Genomic DNA, 21,022 nt, shown 5'->3' with positions numbered 1-21,022 from the left:
TCAATAGGAAAGGGCTTTAGCCCGTTTAAAATAACAAAAAATTCCAATGGCTTTAGCCAAAACATAAAAGAAAGAGGTTGTCTCAAAAGCCAAATTATTTGACTTTTGAGACAGCCTCTTTTGTATTAGTAATTTAATTTCTCCAAACGGATTTTATTAAATTTTTCTTTCTCATTATACTCACGAAGCAGGATATAGCCTTCTTTTCCTACGTAAGGTGTTACTGTATAATTGTCTTTTTCAGAAATAGGAACAATTTCCTGTTTGAATTTCCCATCAATAATGGTATTGATGAATAAATTCCATCTTTTTTGCTTCGTCACTTCATCTTTCTGATAGTCACGATAGAAAAATACCACATCTTTTCCTCCGTTGAGGTATTGTGAAAACAAATAATCACTGTTTACCCATTTTGATTTTTCCTTTTCAAAAACCTGAACATTTTTTACTTTGAAATCTTTATCGGTGTAGATATACACAAGATCAGTGGTTTTAGGAGCCGAATATTGGCCTGCCGGTTTATATTTTTCAGATAGAATCCCTACACTTCCGTCATTCATAAAATACATGTCCTTAGTCTGAAGCATATAGCCGCTTTCCACCATCCCATTTCTATTGAGTTTTGGAAGAAAGGTAGAGATATTAGGTTCATAATTAATCGCTTTGATATCTACTGAAAAATTAGATTTATTAACCATCATTCTAGCAAATCCTACTGATTCAGAATCATCATAGTTTCTTCCCAATAGAACTACTTTATCATCAAAGGTTTTATCATTATCAATCTTTCTGTAATTAGAGTAGAAGGATTCAATATTGTCTATGGTCTCATCTGATAATCCGGTAACGGGCTTATTGGAAGTTTCTTTTCCTGTTTTCATATCAAGAACCAGGAGACTGAATGTTTTCTGCTTCTCATTGACTTTTTTCATGATGCAGTACATATAGTTTTCATCTCTTTCCAAAACAGATAAGGTAGTATAAATTTTCTTGCTTCCGTCTGTATTGTATTTGTATCTCCAGACTTCCTTTTTGTTTGGATCAAACTTTATAAGGCTGTTACTGTTCTCATACTTTCCATAATCTTTGTATTCAACAGCAAAATAACCTCCTTCTTTCAGTTCTCCTACAGCAGAAACGTAGTTGTAACCTTTGTCTTTTTTCTCATCACGGTTTTCCTTCCGCTGTTCTTTCCAGCTCTTAGGTTCATTGATCTCTTTGAACGTCCCATTTTCCAGATAGTCATAATATATTTTTCTGGTAATAGAATTGGTTTTTGGATCGATCACCATAGAAACCGGAGTAAATATTTCTCTGCTTTTTACCAGAGAATAATCCATCATGGAAGGTTTTAAGATAATCTGTCCTTTAAAATCAACATATCCTACGTACGATGCTGCGGTGATATCTCCTTCAAACTCTTTGTTGGCAACAGGGTTGAGGTTTTTGTCTAATACAACGTATTCAAATTTTTTGGTCTTATCACCGGATTTTCCATAAGAATATAGAGAAACGTAACCGTAAAGATTGTCTTTATCATCGAATAGAGCATTCATTCCCACATGGTCCCCGGCAGCTAGTGTCGTCAAATCCTGGGTTTGGGCAAATGCCAATGTCTGGATCACTCCAAACATTATGAGTGTTATTTTTTTCATGGTTGAAATTTGAGGGATAAAAATAATAAATTAACCCATATGTTGATAAAAATAAAAAAGCCCTGCGAACAGGGCTTTTAAATTATAATTTAGAAAGTAAATTTCTGAAGTTGGTTTTCTCATCAATGATTCTTCTCAACTCTGAAACAGGAACTCTTTCCTGCTGCATCGTGTCTCTGTCTCTGATGGTTACTGTATGATCTACAAGAGAGTCGTGGTCTACAGTGATACAGTAAGGAGTACCGATGGCATCCTGTCTTCTGTAACGTTTTCCGATCGCATCTTTTTCTTCGTAGAATAGGTTGAAATCATATTTCAGATCGTTGAAGATGGTCTCTGCATACTCTGCCAAACCATCTTTCTTCATCAATGGAAGAATAGCTGCTTTGATTGGAGCAATCGCTGGAGGTAAAGATAAAACAGTTCTCTCAGAACCATCTTCCAATACTTCATCTCTTAGACAATGTGAGAAAATTGAAAGGAATAATCGGTCTAACCCTACAGAAGTTTCCACTACATAAGGAACATAGTTTTCATTTCTTTCAGGATCGAAGAACTGAAGCTTTCTTCCAGAGAATTCTTCATGCGCTTTTAAATCGAAATCCGTTCTTGAGTGGATACCTTCCAGTTCCTTAAATCCGAATGGGAAGTTAAACTCAATATCAGCAGCAGCATTCGCATAGTGAGCCAATTTTTCATGGTCATGGAATCTGTAGTTGTCGTTTCCTAAACCTAGAGCTAAGTGCCAGTTCAGACGCTTTTGTTTCCACTTCTCGTAGAATTCCAGTTCCGTTCCCGGAGCTACGAAGAACTGCATTTCCATCTGTTCGAATTCACGCATTCTGAAGATAAACTGTCTTGCAACAATTTCATTTCTGAAGGCCTTACCGATCTGTGCGATACCGAAAGGAAGTTTATGACGTGAAGTTTTCTGTACATTCAAGAAGTTCACAAAGATACCTTGTGCTGTTTCAGGTCTTAAATAAAGATCCATTGCAGAGTCTGCAGAAGCTCCCAGTTTTGTTCCGAACATCAGGTTGAATTGTCTTACTTCCGTCCAGTTTCTAGAACCTGTATCAGGGTCTGCAATTTCAAGCTCTTCAATCAATGCTTTTACATCAGCAAGATCTTCATTTTCCAGAGATTTTGCCAGTCTTGAAAGAATAGCTTCTCTTTTTGCTCTGTATTCCAAAATTTTTGGATTCGTTGCAACAAACTGATCTTTATCGAAAGCCTCACCGAATCTTTTCGCAGCTTTTTCGATTTCTTTATTCTCTTTATCTTCAATTTTAGCACAGTAGTCTTCCACCAAAACGTCTGCTCTGAAACGTTTCTTAGAATCTTTATTGTCAATCAATGGATCGTTGAAAGCGTCTACGTGGCCCGATGCCTTCCATGTTGTAGGGTGCATAAGGATCGCCGAATCAATACCCACAATATTCTCGTTAAGCTGTACCATAGCTTTCCACCAGTATTGTTTGATATTATTTTTAAGTTCGGCCCCGTTCTGTCCATAATCATAAACAGCGGATAAACCATCATAGATCTCACTCGATGGGAAAATAAAACCATATTCTTTAGCGTGAGAAATCACTTTCTTGAAAACATCTTCTTGCTTTGCCATAATTTTTACGTCTGATATGCAAAAATAATGTTTTTTATTGGGAAAATATTAATACCTGTAAGATCCTACATTAGAGATGGTCATCAAAAAGCATCCACCCACACCAATAATAAATAAAATACCGGCAATAATAAACAGTAATATCTTTGCTATTCTGTATTTTTTTAATGGGACAAAAAGAATTGTAGCGATCGTTATAACAACAGCGATCACGATCAATTTTACAAAAAAGCCAAAATAGTCTGTCATTTTTTTAAAATTATGGTAAAACTTTATACCAATATAGAGATTTTATTTGAGGTTTAATGATCATCTTATTAAGGAGCCGGGAACCTGCTTTCGCTGCTCGCTTTTTCTGTTATTTTGCGGCGGCGAAGCCGCCGCAAAATAACAGAAAAGAGCTCAAACATACCGCTCAATCAGGGCTAAATCGGTTGAAAATTTCTACTTTTGCCCCATGTTAGAAATTCTTTATCGCGACGAACATCTTATTGCCATTAATAAACCCAGTGGATTATTGGTTCATAAATCTTATTATGCAGGAGAAGCCGATACCTATGCTATTCAGGAATTAAGAGATCAGATCGGGCAGTATGTTTATCCTGCGCATCGTTTAGACCGGAAAACTTCGGGTGTTTTGCTGTTTACTTTAGATAAAGATACATTGAGAGTAATGAACGATCGATTTGCAACACGGCAAGTTGAAAAAAAATACTTAGTCATTCTTAGGGGCTGGGCAAAAGAAGAGGAAACAATTGATTATGATTTAGTCAATGAGGATGGAACCCAGCAAAATGCCATTACTTATTATCACCGTTTGCAGACCTCGGAAATAGATTTAGCTTTTGGAAAACATCAGACTTCACGGTACTGTCTGGTAGAAGCCATTCCGGAAACGGGCAGAATGCATCAGCTGAGAAAGCATTTTAAACATATCTTACACCCTATTTTGGGATGCCGTCCTTATGGTTGTAATAAACAGAATAAACTGTGGCTGGAGACTTTTGACATGAGCAAACTGATGCTTCACGCCCATCAATTGGTCTTTAATCATCCCATTACCAACGAAAAAATAACGCTGAATGCTACAGTAAATGAAGAGTTCAAAAGGGTAGGGAATATCTTAAATTTCGATTTGAGTTCGTATTCTTAATTTAAATAAAAAACCTCTTAGCACATCTTGTCAAGGTTTAAAATCTTGACAAGGTATACACTTTTCTAAATATCCCGTCCTATGAGATATTGATCTCTTTTAGATTTTATATATAAAAGACATTTTGATAAAATATCACAGGATAACCAAAGATTAATTTTAAAATGAGTAATTTTGTAAAACTTTTTTTCAATGTACAAATCGCTCATTCGTCCAATTCTTTTCAAATTTGATCCCGAAGAAGTTCATCACTTTACTTTTTCGATGCTTAAGAATTTTGGATTTCTTACCCAATTATTTTTCCCTAAACCTATTGAAGACAAACGTCTTGAAAGAGAAGTTTTCGGATTGAAATTTAAAAACCCTGTAGGACTGGCTGCCGGTTTTGATAAAAATGCAGTTTTGTTCAATGAATTGGGTGATCTTGGTTTTGGATTTGTAGAAATTGGAACCGTAACGCCTAGAGCTCAGGCAGGAAATCCTAAAAAAAGGCTGTTCCGTTTAATAGAAGACGGGGGAATTATCAACAGAATGGGGTTCAACAATGACGGTCTTGAAGCAGCTATTGAAAAACTGAAATCCAACAAAGGAAAGATCATCATCGGTGGAAACATCGGAAAAAATACAGATACAAGCCCCGAAAATTATACCCAGGACTATCTGGACTGTTTTGAAGGACTTCATCCTCATGTAGACTACTTTGTACTGAATGTAAGCTGCCCGAATGTAGGAAGCCACGCCAAACTTGAAGATGTCGAATATCTGAGAGAGCTGATTACGGAAGTGAAGAAGATCAATCAGTCAAAATCTGTAAAGAAGCCTATATTACTGAAAATTGCTCCGGATCTTAATAACAATCAACTGGACGAAATTGTTGATTTGATTGCAGAAACAAAGATCGATGGTATCGTAGTTTCCAATACCTCCGTCAACAGAGAGGGTTTGAAGACTTCTCCGGAAGTTTTAGAACAAATAGGAAATGGCGGACTAAGCGGAAAGCCTATCCGTGAGAGAAGTACAAAAATGATCAAATATATTTCCGATAAAAGCAACAGAGCTTTCCCAATCATTGGAGTAGGAGGAATACATTCTGCGAAAGATGCTATAGAGAAATTAGAGGCAGGTGCCAGTTTGATCCAGCTTTATACAGGATTTATTTATGAAGGGCCCCAACTGATCAACGAGATCAATCAGGAACTTCTGAAAAGAGCAAGCAGATTACCGAGATAAAAATATAAAGAGAGTTGAGATAGCTCTCTTTTTTATTTTGACTTTACAACTGATGCATTTTTAAGGTCTACGGTAAGGGTATGGGCGGGAGTAGTATCAGATTTAGCTATTTTATATCGTATCGTTTGCCTGTCTTTGGATTTCGTTTTGGTAACGTCATAGACGTTCTCCAGACAACTTTCTATCAGGAATTCCTCATAGTTTTTATAATTCCAGTCTTTTGTAAAGTAAAGAACCCGATAGCCTTTTTCGCCTTCACTTGCTCCACATCTTCCACACGCATTAAGATTCGAGGAATGTTCAAAATACAGCAAAACCCGGTTCCTATTTTCTTCCGATGTATAGGAAACCAGTTCATTTCCTCCATATTGATTGATAAAGTCGAATGTATTGATTTTTTTATTATTAGGTAAGATCAGATAATTGTTGTAGCGGTAAATCATATCATTACCGGTAAAAAGTCTGGCGGGGTGAGTTTTTTTATCCAGATAAATACTTCCCTGAATTGCATTTTCTTTAGCTTCTTGCTGATTAAAGGAAATATATTCTTTGGGAGCCAATAACTGTGCTGTTTCATTTGTTTTTTCTACCGTTTGTGGTGACGTGATCTTTTCTTTAAATATTTTGGAATTTATTTTCTGCTTAGCACCAAAATTATACAATGAGAGTTTACCATAATCATAAACCCCCGTTAGCGGAATTTTCTTCTGATATTTATCGTAATAATACCATCCATCTACAAAATACTGGTAGAGACTGCAATCTGCAATTCCTGCGAAATGAAGCTGCATCGTAATAGGAACTCCTGCGATTTCTCCTTTGAAAATCTGCGAAGAATCTGTTACTTTCTTCAATTCAACTTTTTGACAGAGAAAAAATGTGAGGGATAAGAAAAAGAATACGGTAAAAAGTTTTTTCATGGTTGGGGTATCATTAGTTGTAATTTTTTCAGAGAAAGAAATGGGATATGGTGTAGATGATCAGTCCGACCAGACCTCCAACCAGCGTTCCGTTTACCCGGATAAACTGGAGATCTTTTCCTACTTCCAGTTCCATTTTTTCGCTAAGTTCTTTTCCCTGCCAATTCCCAACGGTAGTACTGATGAGGTTCCCAAACTGATGGGTGTTTTTAAGAATGTATTTATAAGCCGTTACCCGAACCCAGTGGTCAATTTTGTTCTGAAGACTTTCGTCGGTCTTTAAGTTTTGTGCAAACTCATTCAGATTTTTAGAAAGATAGCTTTTCAATGCGGAATGCTCTTCCTGCAATTCTTTCATAAGTGTTTTTTTGATAGAAACCCAGATGTCATTAGAATATTCATCAAGCTTATCATTTCGGAGAAGTCCGTTTTTGATGGTTTTAAACTCGCTATCCCACTTTGGATCTTCTTTCAGATCAACAGCAAATTCATGGATTTTCTGAGTGATCAGATCTCTTACTCCATGTTGGGGATCTTCTTCTACTTCTTTGAAAAAATCAGCAAGTCCGTCTGCAATTTTATCTGCAATCTTATTATCTACAAAAGAAGGAATGAATGTGTAGCTGCCTTTCTTGACACGATCTTTGATCATTTCGTCGTTTTCAATGATGTATTCTTTGATCTGTTTGGAAAGGTTGGTGATGATTCTCTGGTGGTCATTTTTTTCCAGAATATAGCCAATTCCGTTTCCTACGACTTTATTAAGCTTAATATCATCCGTCATTTCAGAAACCTTTTTGCTGATAAATTGGCTTACCGTAGAATCATCAAGTTTATTAAGAATATCAAGAACAATATCTGAAAGATTTTTAATCAAAATCTCCTGGCTCTTTTCTTTACCCAGCCATTCTCCGACAAAGTTCGAAACTTTAAGCTTTTGAATATAAGGCCGTATATTCTGAGGAGAAAGAAAGTTACCCACCACAAAACTGCCCAGATTGTCTCCCAATCTCTGTTTACTGTTTTCAATCAGGTTGGTATGAGGTATCGGAAGTCCGAGAGGATGGCGGAATAATGCGGTTACAGCAAACCAGTCAGCCAGCGCACCTACCATCGCGGCTTCGGCAAAAGCCCGTACATAGCCAATCCAATGAGAAGGGTTAGACTTCTGTGCAATAGTGGTAACGATGAAAATAATGGCCATCAGGACAAATAATCCTGTGGCAAATGCTTTATATTTTCTGAGCTGTTTTCTTTTTGCTTCGTCATTCATATTCTCAAATTTACTAAATTTGGTTATGAAACCGTTTAATCTTAATAAAAGCTTTTACACCACAAAAATTTTTATGGTTAAAGAATAAAATTTACGATGAAATTTTTAGTTTCAATCACCTTATTATTTTTTCTGCAGGCTTGTACGCAGAAATATCAACCTATTAAAAACTCTCCTATGGAAAATACAGAAGCAAAAAACAATCCATACTATTCCAGAACCGATACCGCAAAACTTACTATTTCCAATGAAGAATGGAAAAAAATCCTTGCTCCGGACTTGTATGCAATCGCCAGAGAAGCCGCTACAGAAAGAGCTTTTACAGGAAAATATAACGAGTTTGATGAAGTAGGTGACTATTATTGTGCGGTGTGTGGAAATCACCTTTTCCGTTCCACATCAAAATTTTCCAGCAGCTGTGGCTGGCCGAGTTTCTTTGAGGCCGATAAAGAAGGGGTCTATTATGTAAGAGATCAGTCCTATGGAATGGATAGAGTAGAAGTGCTTTGCAAAAGATGTGATTCCCATCTGGGGCATGTTTTTGATGATGGTCCCAAGCCTACAGGATTGAGATACTGTATGAATTCTGTGAGTCTGGAATTTGTTTCCGATTCTCAGAAATAAATATTGTATGAACGAACTCGAATTTTTGGATGAAAGAAAGGAGGTCTGGTATGCGCTTTCTGACTTATACCTGGATAAAGAACTTCAGGAATCAGATTTTCAGTATATGACCCGGGTTTTCCTTGAAAGTCCTTTTAGCCTTGAGAATATTAAAAAAATAGATCAGTACGAAGTTTTTCCTGTTCTCTTCTCCAATCTACTGAATCCGGCGGGAGAATGGGCAGGATTTGAAGAAAAGAGATTAGTTAAAAATATTATGAACTGGCTGGAATCCAGAAGTCAGCTGGATATTTTTGCAATCAAATGTATTTACTACCTCTATGAACCCATGAACAAGGACTATTGGAAAAGAGTGGAAGAGATCTATAATCAGGCGAATGTATGACTTTGTGGGTAGAGGCTTTTATTGGAAAATAGAGTGAGTGTATGAACCTTGAAATTTTCTCTGGTTTTCCAAAATATGTGCTTTAATTCACAGAATCAAGACGTTAAAATTTCTTAAATAGCGTTAAACTTTTTAGAGTTATAACCCCTTGGTAATTATGTTTTTATAATTTTGCCCCACTAATTTGGATTTATATAGTATTGAATGAAAGGATTTTATAGCGTATTAGGCCTTGTTTACATGGTGACGACTTCATTCTACATTTCCCCAAGAGTAGCGGCGAAAAGTGAGAATGTCAAAACAACGAAAACTGAAAAAGTTGCTGAAACGAAATCTGAGAAGGGTACGACAGCCGTATCTGCATCAGAAGCACTCTACCAATCAATAGCATTTGACCCGGAGCATGAACTTAATTATGAAGTGTTCTCAAAAGCATTGACAGGATATGAAAACTTAAAGAAAGCAGGATTGCTTACTCAGGACTCGCATTTATTAACGATCTGCGATTTTTCTATGTCTTCCAATACCAAAAGACTTTGGATAATTGATCTTGAAGACAAAAAAGTTCTGTTCAACTCATTGGTTGCCCACGGTAAAAATACAGGCGAAGAATTTGCGACGAATTTTTCTAACAGGGAAAGTTCGTTGCAGAGCAGCTTAGGATTTTATATCACAGATGCTACCTATCAGGGAGACAACGGATATTCTCTGAAACTATTGGGAATGGATAAAGGTTTTAATGATGCGGCTTACAGAAGAGCAATTGTAATGCACGGTGCAGACTATGTAAGTGATGCATTCGCTGCAATGCACAAAAGAATCGGAAGAAGCTGGGGATGCCCTGCCGTACCAAGAGATTTGATACAGCCAATTGTCAACACAATTAAAGGTAAAAATTGCCTGTTCATCTATTACCCCGATCAGAATTATCTTTCCTCCTCAGAATGGTTGAAAGCATAAAGATAAAAAGAGCAGTCAGATTTGACTGCTCTTTTATTTTTTGACAGGAAATACGATCGTAAATAGGCTTCCTTTTGAAACCTCAGAATCTACGTAAAGCATTCCCTGGTGAATTTCTACAATTCTTTTGACAATAGAAAGGCCGATCCCATTTCCTTTTTCAAAATTTTTATTAGAACCCCGGAAGAACAGCTCGAAAATTTTTGAAAGATCGTGTTCCGAAATCCCAATACCATGGTCAATAAACCGGATTTTTATATGCTGAGAATTGGTTTCAATCTCTACATGACAGCTTTTATCTCCGGAATATTTACAGGCGTTTTCCAAAAGGTTTGAAAAAGCAACCTGCAGCAGATATGGATTTCCATGAAAATCATAATTATTTTCGTCCTCATCATCTGTATTCCCCACATAATTGATCCCGATTTTGTAATGGGTATTTTTCTGGATCAGAGCAAGTTTGGCTTCTGCAAGGATTTCATCCAGACGTAGATTAGAAAGACTGATCTGAGATACATCATAGCTGGCCCGCGCAAAATCCAAAAGAGCTGACGAAAGTTCCGAAGCATCATTAGCATCCTGTAAAGCATTGTCTATAGAAAGTTTATAATCTTCTAAAGTTACATTAAGCTCTTTTGCCAGTTCAAGCTCAGCAATCAAAGTAGAAAGCGGAGTACGGAATTCATGGGAGATAGTGGTGACAAACTGTTTATGGTTGTTAAAAGATTTCTCCAGCCTGTTAAATGTAGAATTGAAGGTTTCTGTCAGTTCATAAATTTCATCTTTTGCTTTGGGAATATCAAGACGTTTATTCAGGTTGTGTTCTGAAATGTCGCGGATCTGAAGGATGATGTCTTTTAATGGCTTTAAAGTATAATAGGAAAAAAGAAACCCGATGATAAAAATAATGACGATACAGCTGATATAAATGATGATGATATCTTTTTTAAACTCTGCAATATGAGCTTTCCCAGTTACATCTTCTGCACTTCCTATGATGTAGAACTTCTCTCCGCCTGATTCAAATTGAATGGCAATATACTGACGGTCCTTTTGTTGCCAGAATATTTTATTTTTATTCAACAAGATCATTTTATTCAGATACTTTTCATTGCTTTTTGAAGGAGGAATATCTGTGAATGTCAGTTTTTTATTGCTGTTATAAACACTAATGTCAGCCTCATTCAGCAGTTTTTGATTGCGCTGATGAAGTTCGCGGATCTTTTCATCACTGATTCTGGCATCGAAAATAAATTCAGAACGCCATATGACTTTATATCCAAGGCGGTCATTAAACTCATCTTCCCTGTTTTTTTCGGATACGAAATAAAGTACATAGGCAAACAAGAAAAGAATACCTGCCGTAAGTATAGCGTATATTAATGCTGTTCTGGTAGCTATTTTCATAACTGTGAGGCGAAAATAAACCCTACGCCCGGTTTGGTATGGATAAGCTTCTGTTCAAAATCTTTATCAATCTTTTTTCGCAGATAAGCGATGTAAACATCAATATAATTGGTTCCGGTATCGAAATGATTTCCCCATACATTTTCTGCAATCTCTTCACGGGTCAGAATTCTTTCGGCATTGCTTACCAGGAATACTAAAAGCTTAAATTCTTTGGGAGTGAGTTCAATTTCTTTTCCGTTTCTGAATACCCGGTTGATTTTCTTATCAATCTTCAGCTCATGATAGGCTAAATCTGTCAGATACGCTTCTTTATTTTTGATTGATCTTCGCTGTAAAATAGCTTTTATTCTGACATACAGTTCCCTGATTTCAAAAGGTTTTACCATATAATCATCTGCTCCGGCATCAAATCCTTCAATTTTCTCATCAATTGTTCCCAAAGCAGTCAGCATAATAATCGGCAGATCCGGGTATTTCTGTTTGATCATTTTGCAAAGATCTATCCCACTCATTTTGGGAAGCATAATGTCTGTAATGGCCAGATCGAATGTAATTTTATTCAACATGACAATAGCATCCTCCGCATCTTCGGAAATATAAACCTGATATTCCTGACTTTCCAATCCTCTCTTTAAAAGGCTTGAAACGCGTGAATTATCTTCTATAATTAAAACTTTCATAAGGAAATACTAATGGGATAAAGGCTTGAATTTTCAGCTGTAATTTTGTTTTCAAAAGATTGATTATCAGATGACCTCAAAGCCTTGTACAAAGGTATTTCATATTTTTCTTTTATCAGAAAAGATTAACCTTTTTAATAGTTTTCTATAAGGTTTCTAATAGATTTCTAATACCAGTCCCGGCTTTCCCGATCTAATTTTGTCCCGTTGAAATCAACAAAAAGATAAGAATAGAAAAAATATGAAGACTACCTCTTTCAGAAACGGACTTGCTTTATTTTCCCTGTTGGGAATTATGGGAAAATTGGAAGCTCAGAAGAAAAATGATTTTAATAATCCCGGATTGACCCATTATTTCAATGATGAACATTCACGATATATTTCCTTGAGCGGATATGCAGAACTGTGGGCCAGGTATACCCAGCTGAATCCAGGAAGTCTTGTTAATAACGAGGCAAAATCAGATCTGTCTGATCTTTCCCTCCGAAGAGTTCGTGTGAAAATGACTTATAAACCTACTGAAAAACTGATGTTTGTATTACAGGGAGGAACCACCAACGTGAATGCAAATGCTAAAGGAAGTAATTACTTTGATTTGCTGGATGCCTATGCTGAATATTCCTTTAATGACAAAATTGCCTTTGGGGCTGGTCGTTCTACATGGCGGGGGCTTTCAAGGTTTACAACGGGACCTTTGAATACGCTGTTATATGACCTTCCGGCTTATGCCACTTCCAATGCAGGAGCTACAGATTATACGGTGAGAGAGCTAAGTGCCTATATTAAAGGTCAGCTTGGGAAATTTGACTACCGGTTGGTTGTAGCAGATCCTTATACCATGACCACAGCAGATCCGAAATTTAATGTAGCTTCTTTCAGTAAAAACTCTCCTGGTAAAGACTTTTCCGGGTATTTCAGATATGCTTTTTTAGATAAAGAAAATATCTCAACACCTTTTAACTCCGGAACATATGTTGGGAAGAAGAATGTATTGAGTCTGGGAGCCGGTTTTGATTATATCCACAATGCATTATGGCATCTGGATGCAGGGAAGAATACAGTGAATGATGATATGAAGAGCTTTGCAGTAGACTTATTCTACGATGCTCCGCTCAATAAAGAAAAAGGAACATCAATAAGTGCTTATGGGATGGCCATGCATAATGACTATGGCCCGAACTATATCCGATATGTAGGAACCAACAACCCTGCGACTTCTGTGGATGTTGCTCAGGCCAGTCTTAATGGTGCAGGGAATGCAATGCCTGTCATCGGAACTGGAAATACCTATTATGTACAATTGGGAGGAACTCTTCCTTATTTGAATAAAGAAAAGAAAAACCTTCAGCTACAGCCAGCTGTTGGAATGCAGATTTCCGATCTGAAAGGACTTCATGATAATGCGGTGATTTATGACGCTGGAATCTCTCTCCTGATGAACGGGATGTCTTCCAGGCTAACCTTTGATGCACAGAACAGACCTGTTTATGCCAATGAGCCTTCCAATAATGCCGTAGTCTCCGACAGAAAATGGCAGTTTGTCCTTAAATACAGAATCGATTTTAATTAAAATAAGATACTATGGAAAGAAGAAAATTTTTATTCCGATCCGTTCAGGCTTCTGCCCTGCTTTTGGTTTCAGGAAATATGTTTGCCTCTGCTTTACCCATGTTTAACCCTTTAAAAAAGAAAAAAGTGTACTTCCATTATTTATTGTTCTGGCTGAGAAAAGATATCTCTGCGTCAGAAGTAAAAGAATTCGAGAATTTTTTTGAAGGCCTTAAAAAGCTTCCTTATCAGAAAAATCTCCGTTACGGAAAACCCGCAGCATCCAGCCCTAGAAGTGTTTTAGACAGCACATTTACCTATAATGCCTCTATGGAATTTGAGAGCTTGGAAGAACTGGAAGCTTATGGGAAACTTCCCGAGCATCTGGCATTAGTCCAAAAATATAAACCATTCTTTGACAGAATGTTGGTTTACGATACTGTTTATAATTAAAAATAAAAAATTAAATTTATAATGAAAAACTTTATTAAAGGCTTCAGCCTTATTCTAGCACTAAGCACCGTAGGATTTATGAATGCACAGCATAAAAACCATAAAAATGTGAGTGTAACTCCGGAAATTTCCACAGAGTTTATTCCAGCCATAAGATTAATTAATAATCCTGATGGATCATGTTCTTTTGAGAAAGGAAAAATACCAACCCTTAAGCACATGAATACAACTACTTTCTGGATGAGTAATAAAACCGAAGAATGGGAAAAAAATGCTCATCCTGCACCCAGAAGACAATATGTAATTACCATCAAAGGGAATATTAAGTTTAAAGTAACGGATGGTTCTACTTTTATGATTAAACCGGGAGTTGTTCTTCTTGCGGAAGATCTCAAAGGAACCGGACACAGCTGGGATATGGTGAAAAGTAAAGAGTGGGAGAGACTTTACATCCCGATTTCGGAGGATGCCGATGACTTTTTTATCCCGGATGCCCAATAATTTTTACTAGAAATCTCTTTCTAAGAGAATATATAGAATCGTTATGTTTTGAAGCAGTCAGTTTTGGCTGCTTTTCTGCATTCCTAAGGGGTTTGAATATAAATAACATATGAGTATTTATATTCAAAAAAATAAAAAATCCTTGCGCAAAAAACACAAGGATTACAATTTATTTTGATTTCAGGATTAGCTGAACTTCTTGAAAATTAAAGTCGCATTATGACCTCCAAAACCAAAGGCATTACTTAAAGCATACGTAATATCTTTTTCCTTTGCTTGTCCAAAGACAATATTGATATCCTGTGGAATATTCTCATCAATAGAATGAAGATTAATCGTTGGCGGAATAATCCCGTTTTGAATCGCTTTAATGGAAATAATTGCTTCAACAGCACCTGCAGCACCCAATAAGTGGCCTGTCATAGATTTTGTAGCACTGATGTCAAGGTTTTTACTTCCTTTAAATAATTTATTAATTCCATTCAGCTCAACCAGGTCTCCAAGTGGAGTGGAGGTAGCATGTGGATTAATATAATCAATATCATCTACGTTAATTCCTGCCTCATTAAGGGCTAGCTGCATTGCTTTGATAGCTCCAACGCCATCAGGATGAGGTGCTGTCATGTGATAAGCATCGGCTGTCATTGCGGCGCCTACTAATTCTGCGTAGATTTTTGCCCCTCTTGCTTTAGCATGCTCATATTCTTCCAGAATCAAAGTTCCAGAACCTTCACCCATTACAAAACCATCTCTGTTTGCATCGTAAGGACGGCTGGCTGTAGCAAAATCGTCATTTCTTGTAGACATAGCTTTCATAATGGAAAATCCACCGATAGAAGCCGGAGAGATTGCTGCTTCAGAACCTCCACTGACAATTACCTTTGCTTTTCCCAGACGGATGTAATTGAATGCATCCATCAATGCTGTATTTCCGGTTGCACACGCAGAAACTGTTGTGTAATTGATACCCTGAAGACCATATTTCATGGAGATCATTCCCGAAGCCATATTCGCAATGAATTTCGGTACAAAGAAAGGATTGAATCTTGGGGTTCCGTCACCGGCTGCAAAATTCATGACCTCACTTTCGAAAGTCCACATTCCACCTTGTCCTGTTCCCCAGATAACACCTACATCAAATGGGTCCATATTTTCCAGTTCTAGCCCGGAATCTTTTAATGCCTCCGCAGTGGAGTACATTGCATATTGTGAAAATAAATCACTTCTTTTGATTTCGTTGTGTGTTAAATGTACTTTTGGATCAAAATTTTTAACCTCACAAGCGAAATGTACTTTAAATTTTTCTGTGTCAAAATGGGTGATTTTATTTGCTCCACTCACTCCATTGATACTGTTTTGCCAAAATTCTTCGACATTATTTCCCAAAGGCGTCACTGCGCCAAGACCTGTAATGACAACTCTTTTCATACTTAGTTATTGATTTTGAATAAATTAGAGGTTCCTCTTGCGATTAAGCGTGTTTTGTCTGCATTCCATATTTCGCATTGCGCGTTTACAAATTGCTTACCTCTTTTAATGATTTTAGTTTCAGCTACAATATTATCATTTTCTTTTGCAGTTGAAAAATAATCAATGACATTATTTATAGTGGTGATGAAAGAATTTTCATTTAAAGAAAACATGGTGGCTCCAATGACATCATCTACAATAGCCGCTGTAACTCCACCATGAAGATTTCCTATAGGATTCAGCCATTCCGGTCTTACTGTATATTGAAATGCCAATTGTCCTTCTTCTACAGAAAGAACGATGGGGTTGAGCCATTTCATAAAAGGAGATGGTGACTGGTCAAATTCTTTTCCGATGAATTGTTTTAATTGTGCTAATCTATCCATACTTTCAATTTTTATTTTTCTAAAATCATGGTTACTCCCTGTCCACGGGCTGCGCAGATTGATATAAAACCCTTTCCACTGCCTTTTTCATGAAGTAATTTGGCCAAGGTTGCAATAATTCTTCCTCCTGTTGCAGCAAAAGGATGGGCAGCAGCCAGGCTTCCTCCCTTTACATTCAATTTGCTCCTGTCGATCTTTCCAAGTGCTTTTTCCAATCCGAACTTTTTAGCAAGTTCATCATTTTCCCAGATTTTTATGGTGGCTAAAACCTGTGCCGCAAATGCCTCATGAATTTCGTAGTAATCAAAGTCTGACAGACTCATGCCTGCTTTTTTCAGCATTCTTTCTGCCGCAAATACCGGAGCAAGAAGTAAGTCTTGTTTGTTTTCAACATATTCTATTCCTGCCAATTCTGAAAAAGTGATATAAGCTAAAATAGGTAAGTTATTAGCTTTTGCCCATTCTTCACTGGCCAATAAAACGGCTGAAGCTCCATCGGTAAATGGCGTTGAATTACCTGCAGTCAATGTTCCGTTCTGCTTATCAAAAGCAGGTTTCAGCTGTGATAGTTTTTCAATACTGCTGTCACGGCGCAAGTTATTATCCTTATCCAACCCAAAAGCTGGGGTAATCATATCTTCGAAGAAGCCCTCATCATAAGCTTTTGCCATATTCTGATGGCTTCTTAAAGCCAATTGATCCTGCTCTTCTCTTGGTATATTGTAATATTTTGCGGTAATTTCGGTGTGTTCACCCATTACAAGGCCTGTTTTGGGCTCCTGTCCTTTGTAAGGAATAGGCATCCAATCTTTCAATTTTGGGCTTAACAGCTGTTTTAATTTTCCAAATGCTGATTTTTCTTTATTGGCTTTTAAAAGGGCTTTTCTTAATCTTGGTGAAGACTCAAACGGAATATTGCTCATGGCTTCTACCCCGCATGCGATGCCACTTTCAATTTGCCCTAAAGCAATTTTATTTCCAATGTAAATAGCGGCTTCAATTCCTGTATCGCAGGCCTGTTGAAGATCACAGGCAGGAGTAGCAGGGTCTAGTGTTGTATTCATCACGGTTTCCCTGATAAGGTTGCTTTCAGAAATGTGTTTGATAACTGCACCGCCGGCTACTTCTCCAAGTCTTTTTCCTTTGAGGTGATAACGGTCTATCAGTCCATTCAGAGAAGCAAGTAAAAGATCCTGGTTTCCCTGTTCTGAATAAGCGGTATTCATTCTGGCAAAAGGAATTCTGTTGTATCCTACAATAGCCACTTTTTTTGTTTCCATATGAGATAATTTATGATGGAAGAATATTGAGTTCATGATCAATCATACTGGTGATTTTATCTAAGGCGTGGTTTAGAAAACTTTGATCACCCATTGTTTTTGAAAGGAGGATTCCGCCTTCAATAAGCATGATGAATAGAGAGGCGTATTGCCCGGCATTGAGGGTTTTATTAATTTCTCCCTTCTTTTGTCCTTCTACAATGGCTGCTGATATTTTTGCCATCCATTGTTCAAAAGATCTTTTAACCTGAGTTTTTAAAGCCGGAAAGGAATCATCAGCCTCTGTTGCAGCGTTCATCAAAGGGCAGCCTCCGTTTGAAAAGACAAAAAGCCAGTTTTTTTTGTAGAAATCTACAAAAGCATGAAGTTTATCCAATGAAGTAGGATATTCCTCACCAAAAGAACGACTGAGTGTTTTGCTCAATAACCCTGCGTTGTATTTATACACTTCAATGGCCACTTCATCTTTGTTTTCAAAATTTCCGTAGATACTTCCTTTCGTCAATCCGGTTGCCTGTGTAATGTCGGACAGCGATGTGGAAATATAACCCTTTGTGTTAAAAAGAGTTGCTGTTTTCTCGATAATATGCTGTTTTGTTTTCTCCGCCTTCGACATGTATGTTAAGTTTATGATGCAAATATACAAAAATATACCATTCGGTATATTTTATTCAAAAAGTTTAAGTGGGAAAATATTTTGGTCTTTACGTTTTGGCTAAAGCCAATAGAATTGTTTTTAAAATAGAAAACGGGCTAAAGCCCGTTCCTATTGATTTTGAATAAATACTTATGATTAATTCTCTAAAGTAGCATTCAATGTAATTTCAAAGTTGAATGCTGCACTTACAGGACATCCTTCTTCAGCAATCTTAGCAAATTTCTGGAATTCTTCTTCTGATATTCCCGGAACTTTAGCGGTTAAAGTCAGTTCAGATTTTGTAATCTTCCCAATGTTAGGATCAAGAGTGATTACGGAAGTTGTCTTTAATTCTTCAGGATTATACCCTGCCTGTGAAAGCTCTGCATCCAATTTCATGGTGAAACATCCTGCATGGGCTGCTGCCAGCAATTCTTCAGGGTTTGTACCCACACCATCTGCGAAACGGCTGTTGAAAGAATATTGAGTCTCATTTAGAGTAGTACTTTGAGTAGTTAGGTGTCCTTTTCCTTCTTTGATAGTTCCGTTCCAAACGGCTGTTGCGTTACGTCTCATAATGTTTGTTTTTTTTGTTTTAATATTGTTTGATTTTGATAATACAAAGATAGAGTGGTGGTTGGTCTGATTCAATAGATAAAAAGACTTAAATATTGTACTTTTTTCCCGAGGAGTAATTTTTTTTGAAATTTGAAGGAGTGTTTCCTGTTTTATGGGTAAAAAGTCTGTTAAAATAAGCCGGATCTTCATACCCAAGATCATAGGCTATTTCTTTCACAGGCTTATCTGTATAGAATAATAATCTTTTAGCTTCTAATAAAATTCTGTTGATAATAAGCTGATTAGGGGATTCGAGATTTAGATTTTTAAATTTATGAGTTAAAGTTTTCGGAGCGATATGAAGAAGTTCTGCATACTCTGCTACATTGTGTTTTTCCCTGAAATGAATTTCCAGGTATCTGCTGAAATCTCTGAAAACATCCAGCTCATTGCCTGGTATTTTGAGCGTGTCATTGTCTAAATTCTGCTTTTTCCATTTCCGGGTAGCACGTATGATGATCTGTTTTACATAGGTTCTGATCATTTCCTCCGCAGACGAATCTTTCCATTCAAGTTCATCCTGAATGTTCAGGAATAATCCTTTTATAAGAGCAGTCTCGGAATCATCAAGCTCCACGAAAGGAATTTCAAATACATTATGAAAGAGAAGGCCGTCACAGGCCACTTCTTTATCATGTATCTGGATGCAATAGAAATCCCGGTTGTAGAAAAGGAGGATAGATTCTTCTTTTCCTTTTTCTATATTCAGGTGTTGATTGGTCAAAAAAAAGAGAGAGGGCTTCTTTGTTTTATATTCATGAAAATCAACAGTAAGTTCATACCCTGCAGGAATAAAAAAGACTTTGATATCTGTTCTGAACCGATTCCCGTTGAAGCTATTCAGAGTTTCTTCCGAAAAAATTTCCAGTCCAAGTCTTTTATAGTGATCTTCAAAAATAAGCGGTTGCGACATATTTTAACTTTAGTTTAAAGATACAAAAAAGCAGGATTTGAGCCGTATTAAATTATCGAAACCCCAGTTTCTGATGCCGGCATACAGAATGGTAATAAAATAAATCGCAATTATGTTTTTACATTGATTTTATTTTATCATTTTTACAAAGATTTGTACTCCCACCCAATATTATTAACCTTTTTCCAAAACAGCCTGTATGAGCGAACTAGAAAATATTCTTAGAGAAATAACTCCACTATCTCCTGAGGACAGTTTTCTTGTATTTGACAGGATCAAAGCATCATTTGATTTTCCGTACCATTATCATCCGGAAATAGAAATCAATTTTGTGTACAAAGGAAAAGGCTACCGCAGGATGATAGGTGATCACACGGGAGAGATAGGGAATATAGAGCTGGTATTGGTAGGTCCCAATCTGCCACATTGCTGGGCCAACTACAGATGTAAAAACAGAAAAACCCACGAAATTACCATACAGTTCAATCAGGATTTCTTTCACCAATCACTGATGGAAAAAAATATTCTGAAACCCATCAATAACCTGATGAAAGATTCCATCAGAGGAATTCTGTTTTCAACGGAAACGGCCGAAAAACTAAAAGATTCGTTTCTAAATCTGTCAAAAATGAACAGTTTTGAGTCTTTTATAGAAATTATGAAGATTTTGAATGAACTTGCCGTTGCGGAAAATAAGACCCTTTTGTCATCATATAGCATAGAGCTTGAATCTTTTGCAGATAATGATAAAATGAAGGTCATCCATGATTTTGTCCATAAAAATTTTGAGAATAAAATTACGCTGGATAATGTGGCCTCAATGGTGAATATGAGCAATGTGACATTCAATCGATTTATTAAAAAAAGAACAGGGAAAACATTCATCAATTATCTTAACGAAATACGGATCAGCTATGCTGCACGCTGGCTGATGGAAAAGAATCTTACTGTTTTTGAAATTGCTTTTGAGGCCGGCTTCAATAATATTGCCAACTTCAATAAGGTATTTAAGTCAATCAAAAAGACAACTCCCACAGAATTTAAAGAACAGTTTAAAGGAGTTAAAAAAATTGAATAATACCTGTTTTAAATTCACTTTTTACGATAAAACTCAATTAGATTTCTAAATAAAAAAATTCATTTTTATTTTGCCAAAACATCCGAATAAATCCCCTTTTTTTAATTGTTTAAGATGAGGTGTATTTTGTTGATATTTAGTAGATTAATGGCTTTTAAATTTGATGACTGAAAAAATAATATCGTTTTATGATAAAATAGTATTATATCAGACTGGTTACAAAA

The 21,022-nt window shown here is 36.7% G+C and carries 22 protein-coding genes; 9 read left to right on the top strand and 13 right to left on the bottom strand.

What is annotated here, in order from left to right:
* Window positions 1–125: 125 nt before the first annotated feature.
* From C1634_RS01690 to C1634_RS01680, 3 genes are all read right to left on the bottom strand, one after another.
* Complete coding sequence (locus C1634_RS01690) at window positions 126–1,655, bottom strand: hypothetical protein (RefSeq protein ID WP_109737811.1); 1,530 nt, start codon at window positions 1,653–1,655, stop codon at window positions 126–128.
* A gap of 82 nt (window positions 1,656–1,737) precedes the next feature.
* Window positions 1,738–3,279: a glycine--tRNA ligase gene (locus C1634_RS01685; RefSeq protein WP_103231135.1), complete on the bottom strand. Its 1,542-nt coding sequence runs from the start codon at window positions 3,277–3,279 to the stop codon at window positions 1,738–1,740.
* A 48-nt stretch (window positions 3,280–3,327) separates the two neighbouring features.
* Window positions 3,328–3,528, bottom strand: a complete 201-nt coding sequence (locus tag C1634_RS01680) for a hypothetical protein (protein WP_103231134.1) — start codon at window positions 3,526–3,528, stop codon at window positions 3,328–3,330.
* Window positions 3,529–3,736: 208 nt separating this feature from the next.
* On the opposite strand from C1634_RS01680, the gene C1634_RS01675 reads away from it, so the two are divergent.
* Both C1634_RS01675 and C1634_RS01670 read left to right on the top strand, forming a co-directional pair.
* On the top strand, window positions 3,737–4,432 hold the full coding sequence (locus C1634_RS01675; protein WP_103231133.1) for a pseudouridine synthase: 696 nt from the start codon (window positions 3,737–3,739) through the stop codon (window positions 4,430–4,432).
* Between the two features lie 192 nt (window positions 4,433–4,624).
* Complete coding sequence (locus tag C1634_RS01670; RefSeq protein ID WP_103231132.1) at window positions 4,625–5,662, top strand: quinone-dependent dihydroorotate dehydrogenase; 1,038 nt, start codon at window positions 4,625–4,627, stop codon at window positions 5,660–5,662.
* 32 nt (window positions 5,663–5,694) lie between these two features.
* On the opposite strand, the gene C1634_RS01665 is transcribed toward C1634_RS01670, so the two are convergent.
* Window positions 5,695–6,516, bottom strand: a complete 822-nt coding sequence (locus tag C1634_RS01665) for a hypothetical protein (RefSeq protein WP_123921348.1) — start codon at window positions 6,514–6,516, stop codon at window positions 5,695–5,697.
* 94 nt (window positions 6,517–6,610) lie between these two features.
* Window positions 6,611–7,855: a DUF445 domain-containing protein gene (locus C1634_RS01660; RefSeq protein WP_103231130.1), complete on the bottom strand. Its 1,245-nt coding sequence runs from the start codon at window positions 7,853–7,855 to the stop codon at window positions 6,611–6,613.
* 96 nt (window positions 7,856–7,951) lie between these two features.
* Here C1634_RS01660 and msrB point away from each other — a divergent pair, with 96 nt between their 5' ends.
* The 3 genes from msrB to C1634_RS01645 all read left to right on the top strand — a co-directional run bounded on the left by msrB (window position 7,952) and on the right by C1634_RS01645 (window position 9,824).
* The gene (msrB, locus tag C1634_RS01655; RefSeq protein ID WP_109737810.1) at window positions 7,952–8,479 is read left to right on the top strand and encodes a peptide-methionine (R)-S-oxide reductase MsrB; all 528 of its coding nucleotides are present in this window, start codon (window positions 7,952–7,954) and stop codon (window positions 8,477–8,479) included.
* A gap of 7 nt (window positions 8,480–8,486) precedes the next feature.
* Window positions 8,487–8,864 carry a DUF7079 family protein gene (locus tag C1634_RS01650; protein WP_103231129.1) on the top strand — a complete coding sequence of 126 codons (378 nt, stop codon included), beginning with the start codon at window positions 8,487–8,489 and terminating at the stop codon, window positions 8,862–8,864.
* A 204-nt stretch (window positions 8,865–9,068) separates the two neighbouring features.
* Window positions 9,069–9,824: a murein L,D-transpeptidase catalytic domain family protein gene (locus C1634_RS01645; RefSeq protein WP_103231128.1), complete on the top strand. Its 756-nt coding sequence runs from the start codon at window positions 9,069–9,071 to the stop codon at window positions 9,822–9,824.
* Window positions 9,825–9,857: 33 nt separating this feature from the next.
* On the opposite strand, the gene C1634_RS01640 is transcribed toward C1634_RS01645, so the two are convergent.
* Entirely contained in the window at window positions 9,858–11,231 is a 1,374-nt protein-coding gene (locus tag C1634_RS01640; protein ID WP_103231127.1) for a HAMP domain-containing sensor histidine kinase, read from the bottom strand.
* Entirely contained in the window at window positions 11,228–11,914 is a 687-nt protein-coding gene (locus tag C1634_RS01635; protein WP_103231126.1) for a response regulator transcription factor, read from the bottom strand. Before C1634_RS01635 ends, C1634_RS01640 begins: the two co-directional genes overlap by 4 nt.
* 241 nt (window positions 11,915–12,155) lie before the next feature.
* Here C1634_RS01635 and C1634_RS01630 point away from each other — a divergent pair, with 241 nt between their 5' ends.
* The 3 genes from C1634_RS01630 to C1634_RS01620 are packed head-to-tail and all read left to right on the top strand — an operon-like array spanning window position 12,156 to window position 14,416.
* A complete protein-coding gene (locus tag C1634_RS01630; protein ID WP_103231125.1) occupies window positions 12,156–13,484 on the top strand; it encodes a porin in 1,329 nt (442 codons plus the stop codon).
* 11 nt (window positions 13,485–13,495) lie between these two features.
* Window positions 13,496–13,915, top strand: a complete 420-nt coding sequence (locus C1634_RS01625; RefSeq protein ID WP_103231124.1) for a Dabb family protein — start codon at window positions 13,496–13,498, stop codon at window positions 13,913–13,915.
* Window positions 13,916–13,936: 21 nt separating this feature from the next.
* Window positions 13,937–14,416, top strand: coding sequence for a cupin domain-containing protein (locus tag C1634_RS01620; RefSeq protein ID WP_228409925.1), 480 nt, complete (start codon window positions 13,937–13,939; stop codon window positions 14,414–14,416).
* A gap of 186 nt (window positions 14,417–14,602) precedes the next feature.
* Here C1634_RS01620 and fabF read toward each other — a convergent pair whose 3' ends face one another.
* The 6 genes from fabF to C1634_RS01590 form a co-directional block, all read right to left on the bottom strand.
* On the bottom strand, window positions 14,603–15,844 hold the full coding sequence (fabF, locus tag C1634_RS01615) for a beta-ketoacyl-ACP synthase II (protein ID WP_103231123.1): 1,242 nt from the start codon (window positions 15,842–15,844) through the stop codon (window positions 14,603–14,605).
* A gap of 2 nt (window positions 15,845–15,846) precedes the next feature.
* Entirely contained in the window at window positions 15,847–16,272 is a 426-nt protein-coding gene (locus C1634_RS01610; protein ID WP_103231122.1) for a PaaI family thioesterase, read from the bottom strand.
* Between the two features lie 11 nt (window positions 16,273–16,283).
* The gene (locus C1634_RS01605) at window positions 16,284–17,552 is read right to left on the bottom strand and encodes an acetyl-CoA C-acetyltransferase (RefSeq protein ID WP_103231121.1); all 1,269 of its coding nucleotides are present in this window, start codon (window positions 17,550–17,552) and stop codon (window positions 16,284–16,286) included.
* A gap of 10 nt (window positions 17,553–17,562) precedes the next feature.
* Window positions 17,563–18,168 (bottom strand): TetR/AcrR family transcriptional regulator, encoded by a 606-nt coding sequence (locus C1634_RS01600; RefSeq protein WP_103231120.1) that lies wholly within the window; start codon window positions 18,166–18,168, stop codon window positions 17,563–17,565.
* A 177-nt stretch (window positions 18,169–18,345) separates the two neighbouring features.
* Window positions 18,346–18,765, bottom strand: coding sequence for an OsmC family protein (locus tag C1634_RS01595; RefSeq protein WP_103231137.1), 420 nt, complete (start codon window positions 18,763–18,765; stop codon window positions 18,346–18,348).
* An 88-nt stretch (window positions 18,766–18,853) separates the two neighbouring features.
* Window positions 18,854–19,720 carry a helix-turn-helix domain-containing protein gene (locus tag C1634_RS01590; RefSeq protein WP_103231119.1) on the bottom strand — a complete coding sequence of 289 codons (867 nt, stop codon included), beginning with the start codon at window positions 19,718–19,720 and terminating at the stop codon, window positions 18,854–18,856.
* A 199-nt stretch (window positions 19,721–19,919) separates the two neighbouring features.
* Between C1634_RS01590 and C1634_RS01585 the strand changes: the two genes are divergently transcribed.
* On the top strand, window positions 19,920–20,798 hold the full coding sequence (locus C1634_RS01585; protein WP_103231118.1) for an AraC family transcriptional regulator: 879 nt from the start codon (window positions 19,920–19,922) through the stop codon (window positions 20,796–20,798).
* The last annotated feature ends 224 nt before the right edge of the window (window positions 20,799–21,022 follow it).

This window comes from Chryseobacterium viscerum (assembly GCF_002899945.2).
GTDB lineage: Bacteria > Bacteroidota > Bacteroidia > Flavobacteriales > Weeksellaceae > Chryseobacterium > Chryseobacterium viscerum.
This window is presented reverse-complemented; position numbering and strand designations above follow the sequence as displayed.

Bases quoted from the DNA above. Each gene is read 5' to 3' on its own strand.
- C1634_RS01690 (WP_109737811.1), bottom strand. From the start codon at position 1,655: ATGAAAAAAATAACACTCATAATGTTTGGAGTGATCCAGACATTGGCA.
- C1634_RS01685 (WP_103231135.1), bottom strand. From the start codon at position 3,279: ATGGCAAAGCAAGAAGATGTTTTCAAGAAAGTGATTTCTCACGCTAAA.
- C1634_RS01680 (WP_103231134.1), bottom strand. From the start codon at position 3,528: ATGACAGACTATTTTGGCTTTTTTGTAAAATTGATCGTGATCGCTGTT.
- C1634_RS01675 (WP_103231133.1), top strand. From the start codon at position 3,737: ATGTTAGAAATTCTTTATCGCGACGAACATCTTATTGCCATTAATAAA.
- C1634_RS01670 (WP_103231132.1), top strand. From the start codon at position 4,625: ATGTACAAATCGCTCATTCGTCCAATTCTTTTCAAATTTGATCCCGAA.
- C1634_RS01660 (WP_103231130.1), bottom strand. From the start codon at position 7,855: ATGAATGACGAAGCAAAAAGAAAACAGCTCAGAAAATATAAAGCATTT.
- msrB (WP_109737810.1), top strand. From the start codon at position 7,952: ATGAAATTTTTAGTTTCAATCACCTTATTATTTTTTCTGCAGGCTTGT.
- C1634_RS01650 (WP_103231129.1), top strand. From the start codon at position 8,487: ATGAACGAACTCGAATTTTTGGATGAAAGAAAGGAGGTCTGGTATGCG.
- C1634_RS01645 (WP_103231128.1), top strand. From the start codon at position 9,069: ATGAAAGGATTTTATAGCGTATTAGGCCTTGTTTACATGGTGACGACT.
- C1634_RS01640 (WP_103231127.1), bottom strand. From the start codon at position 11,231: ATGAAAATAGCTACCAGAACAGCATTAATATACGCTATACTTACGGCA.
- C1634_RS01635 (WP_103231126.1), bottom strand. From the start codon at position 11,914: ATGAAAGTTTTAATTATAGAAGATAATTCACGCGTTTCAAGCCTTTTA.
- C1634_RS01630 (WP_103231125.1), top strand. From the start codon at position 12,156: ATGAAGACTACCTCTTTCAGAAACGGACTTGCTTTATTTTCCCTGTTG.
- C1634_RS01625 (WP_103231124.1), top strand. From the start codon at position 13,496: ATGGAAAGAAGAAAATTTTTATTCCGATCCGTTCAGGCTTCTGCCCTG.
- C1634_RS01620 (WP_228409925.1), top strand. From the start codon at position 13,937: ATGAAAAACTTTATTAAAGGCTTCAGCCTTATTCTAGCACTAAGCACC.
- fabF (WP_103231123.1), bottom strand. From the start codon at position 15,844: ATGAAAAGAGTTGTCATTACAGGTCTTGGCGCAGTGACGCCTTTGGGA.
- C1634_RS01610 (WP_103231122.1), bottom strand. From the start codon at position 16,272: ATGGATAGATTAGCACAATTAAAACAATTCATCGGAAAAGAATTTGAC.
- C1634_RS01605 (WP_103231121.1), bottom strand. From the start codon at position 17,552: ATGGAAACAAAAAAAGTGGCTATTGTAGGATACAACAGAATTCCTTTT.
- C1634_RS01600 (WP_103231120.1), bottom strand. From the start codon at position 18,168: ATGTCGAAGGCGGAGAAAACAAAACAGCATATTATCGAGAAAACAGCA.
- C1634_RS01595 (WP_103231137.1), bottom strand. From the start codon at position 18,765: ATGAGACGTAACGCAACAGCCGTTTGGAACGGAACTATCAAAGAAGGA.
- C1634_RS01590 (WP_103231119.1), bottom strand. From the start codon at position 19,720: ATGTCGCAACCGCTTATTTTTGAAGATCACTATAAAAGACTTGGACTG.
- C1634_RS01585 (WP_103231118.1), top strand. From the start codon at position 19,920: ATGAGCGAACTAGAAAATATTCTTAGAGAAATAACTCCACTATCTCCT.